Source organism: Actinomycetes bacterium, from assembly GCA_035506535.1.
Lineage (GTDB): Bacteria > Actinomycetota > Actinomycetes > DATJPE01 > DATJPE01 > DATJPE01.
In genome coordinates this window covers 1-3,193 of sequence record DATJPE010000032.1, presented here as the reverse complement: position 1 = coordinate 3,193, position 3,193 = coordinate 1, and the positions used below count along the sequence as shown (strand labels likewise).

Sequence of the window (3,193 nt, the reverse complement as noted above, 5' to 3'; positions counted from 1 at the left end):
CGGCGAGGGAGATGGCGCGGTTCAGCGCGTCGAGGTCGATCGACCCGTCGGCGTTGAGGAAGTCGAGGGGGACGTCCCCGACGTCTCGTGCTCCGGACCCATTGTTGTCGGACCCACTCTTGTCGGACCTGCTGTTGTCGGACATGGACGCCACCGTAGGGCCATGGCCGGGCTGACTAGAGTCCACCGGGTGAGCACCGGAGACACCAGACCCCGGCTCCTCCTGCTCGACGGGCACTCCCTCGCCTACCGCGCCTTCTTCGCCCTGCCGGTCGAGAACTTCTCGACGACGACCGGCCAGCCCACCAACGCCGTGTACGGCTTCACCGCCATGCTCATCAACGCCCTGCGCGACGAGCAGCCCACCCATCTGGCCGTGACCTTCGACCTGGCCCGGCAGTCCTTCCGCAACGAGACCTACCCCGAGTACAAGGCCAACCGCAGCGAGACCCCGAGCGCCTTCCACGGCCAGGTCAGCCTGATCCGGGAGGTGCTCGACGCGCTCAACATCCCCGTCGTGACCGCGGAGGGCTACGAGGCGGACGACGTGATCGCCACCTTGACCTCCGAGGCGGCCGACGAGGGTTACGACGTCGAGGTCATCACGGGGGACCGCGACGCCTTCCAGCTGGTCAGCGACCGGGTCACGGTGCTCTACCCGCGCAAGGGCGTCAGCGACCTGGCCCGCATCGACCCGGCCGAGGTGGAGGCGCGGTACGGCGTACCGCCGAAGCTCTACCCGGACCTGGCCGCCCTCGTGGGGGAGACCAGTGACAACCTGCCGGGCGTGCCCGGCGTCGGCCCGAAGACCGCCGCGAAGTGGCTCACCCAGTTCGGCGACCTCGGCACTCTCGCCGACCGGGTGGACGAGCTGAGCGGCAAGGCCGGGGAGGCCGTCCAGTCCCACCTCGCCCAGGTGCTGCTCAACCGCCGGGTCAACCAGCTCGTCCGTGACGTCCCGCTGCCGGTACGTCCCGAGGACCTGGCGCTGCGCCCCTGGGACCGCGACGAGGTCCACCGGGTCTTCGACACCCTGCAGTTCCGCGTCCTGCGCGACCGGCTCTACGCGACGCTGTCCAGCGTCGAGCCCGAGGCGGAGGAGGGCTTCGACGTCGACGTCGCCCGGCTGGAGGCGGGCGAGGTGGCCGCCTGGCTCGAGCAGCACGCCGGCGGGGCGACCCGCTCGGGTCTGGCCTGCACCGGGACGTGGGGCAGCGGGACGGGACGGCTGACCGGGGTCGGGCTGGCGGCCGCCGACGGGTCGGGCGCGTGGATCGACCCGACCCAGCTGGTCCCCGAGGACGACGCCGCGCTGGCGGCCTGGCTCGCCGACCCCGCCCGCACCAAGGCGATGCACGACATGAAGGGCCCGCTGCTCGCCATGGCGGCCCACGGCTGGGACCTGCACGGGGTCACGAGCGACACGGCGCTGTCGGCCTATCTGGCTCTCCCGGGCCAGCGCAGCTTCGACCTCGCCGACCTCGTCCTGCGCTTCCTGCACCGCGAGCTGCGGGCCGAGAGCGAGCCGGACGGCCAGCTGAGCTTCGACGGCGACGACAACGAGGCCGCCGCCTCCTCCCTCGTGGTACGCGCCCGGGCCGTCATCGACCTGGCCGACGTGCTCGACGCCGAGCTGGCGACCCGCGGCGGGACGCGGCTGCTCAACGAGGTGGAGCTGCCCCTGGTCGACGTCCTGGCCGGCATGGAGCGTGTCGGCATCGCCGTCGACGGCGACCACCTGGCCCACCTGCACGCCCACTTCGCGGGGGAGGTCAAGGCCGCCGCGGACGCGGCGTACGCCGTCCTCGGCCGCGAGTTCAACCTCGGCTCGCCCAAGCAGCTGCAGGCGATCCTCTTCGACGAGCTCGGGCTGCCCAAGACCAAGCGGATCAAGACGGGCTACACGACCGACGCCGACGCCCTGCAGGGCCTGTACGCGCAGACCGAGCACCCGCTGCTCGCCCACCTGCTGCGCCACCGCGACGTCGCGCGCCTGCTGGTGACCGTCGAGGGACTGGAGCGGGCGGTCGGCGACGACGGGCGCATCCACACCTCGTTCAACCAGACGGTCGCGTCGACGGGGCGGCTGTCCTCGACCGACCCGAACCTGCAGAACATCCCGATCCGCACGGACGAGGGCCGGCGCATCCGGCAGGCCTTCGTCGTGGGCCCGGGCTACGAGTGCCTGCTGACCGCCGACTACAGCCAGGTCGAGATGCGGATCATGGCGCACCTGTCGCAGGACGAGGGACTCATCGAGGCGTTCGCCTCCGGCGAGGACCTGCACACGACGGTCGCCGCCCGGGTCTTCCAGGTGGACCGGGCCGACGTCACCCCGGCGATGCGCGCCAAGATCAAGGCGATGTCCTACGGGCTGGCGTACGGCCTGTCCGCCTTCGGCCTGGCCGCCCAGCTCGGGATCTCCACCGAGGAGGCGCGCAGCCTCATGGAGGAGTACTTCCAGCGCTTCGGCGGGGTCCGCGACTACCTGCGCAGCGTGGTCGACGAGGCCCGTCGTACCGGGTACACGGAGACCATCCTGGGCCGCCGTCGCTACCTGCCGGACCTGACCAGCGACAACCGCCAGCGGCGCGAGATGGCCGAGCGGATGGCGCTCAACGCCCCGATCCAGGGGTCGGCGGCCGACGTCATCAAGGTCGCCATGCTCGGTGTGGACCGGGCCCTGCGCGAGGAGGGACTCGTGTCGCGGATGCTCCTGCAGGTCCACGACGAGCTCGTCGTCGAGGTCGCGCCGGGGGAGCGCGAGGCGGTGGAGACCGTGCTGCGGCGGGAGATGACCGGCGCGTACGCCCTGCGGGCGCCGCTGGAGGTGTCGGTGGGGTGGGGCCGCAGCTGGGATGACGCGGCGCATTGACCCGAGCCGGCAGGCGAGGGCAATGCGCGCCATCAGTACTGCGGCGCATTGACCCGAGCCGGCAGGCGAGGGCAATGCGCGCCATGAGTACTGCGGCGCATTGACCCGAGCCGGGAGGCGAGGGAAGTGCGCGCCATGAGCAGATCGGCGGCGTGCGAGACTGCCCGCCATGTCCCGCGAAGCGGCCCGGCGAGCGGTCGTCACGGGGGGAGCCGGTTTCCTGGGCTCCCACCTGTGCGACCGGCTGCTGGCCGACGGGTGGCACGTGCTGTGCCTGGACAACCTGAGCACCGGGACCACCGCCAACATCGCGCACCT

Annotated in this window: 2 protein-coding genes; both read left to right on the top strand. The window is 72.0% G+C overall.

The features are described from left to right. Nucleotides 1–163 precede the first annotated feature (163 nt). On the top strand, nucleotides 164–2,875 hold the full coding sequence (polA, locus tag VMI11_05190; protein ID HTY71803.1) for a DNA polymerase I: 2,712 nt from the start codon (nucleotides 164–166) through the stop codon (nucleotides 2,873–2,875). Between the two features lie 169 nt (nucleotides 2,876–3,044). After that, the coding region (locus VMI11_05185) for an NAD-dependent epimerase/dehydratase family protein (GenBank protein ID HTY71802.1) at nucleotides 3,045–3,193 on the top strand (149 nt) is incomplete at its 3' end.

Coding starts and splice junctions, on each gene's coding strand:
- polA (HTY71803.1), top strand. CDS start 164: ATGGCCGGGCTGACTAGAGTCCACCGGGTGAGCACCGGAGACACCAGA.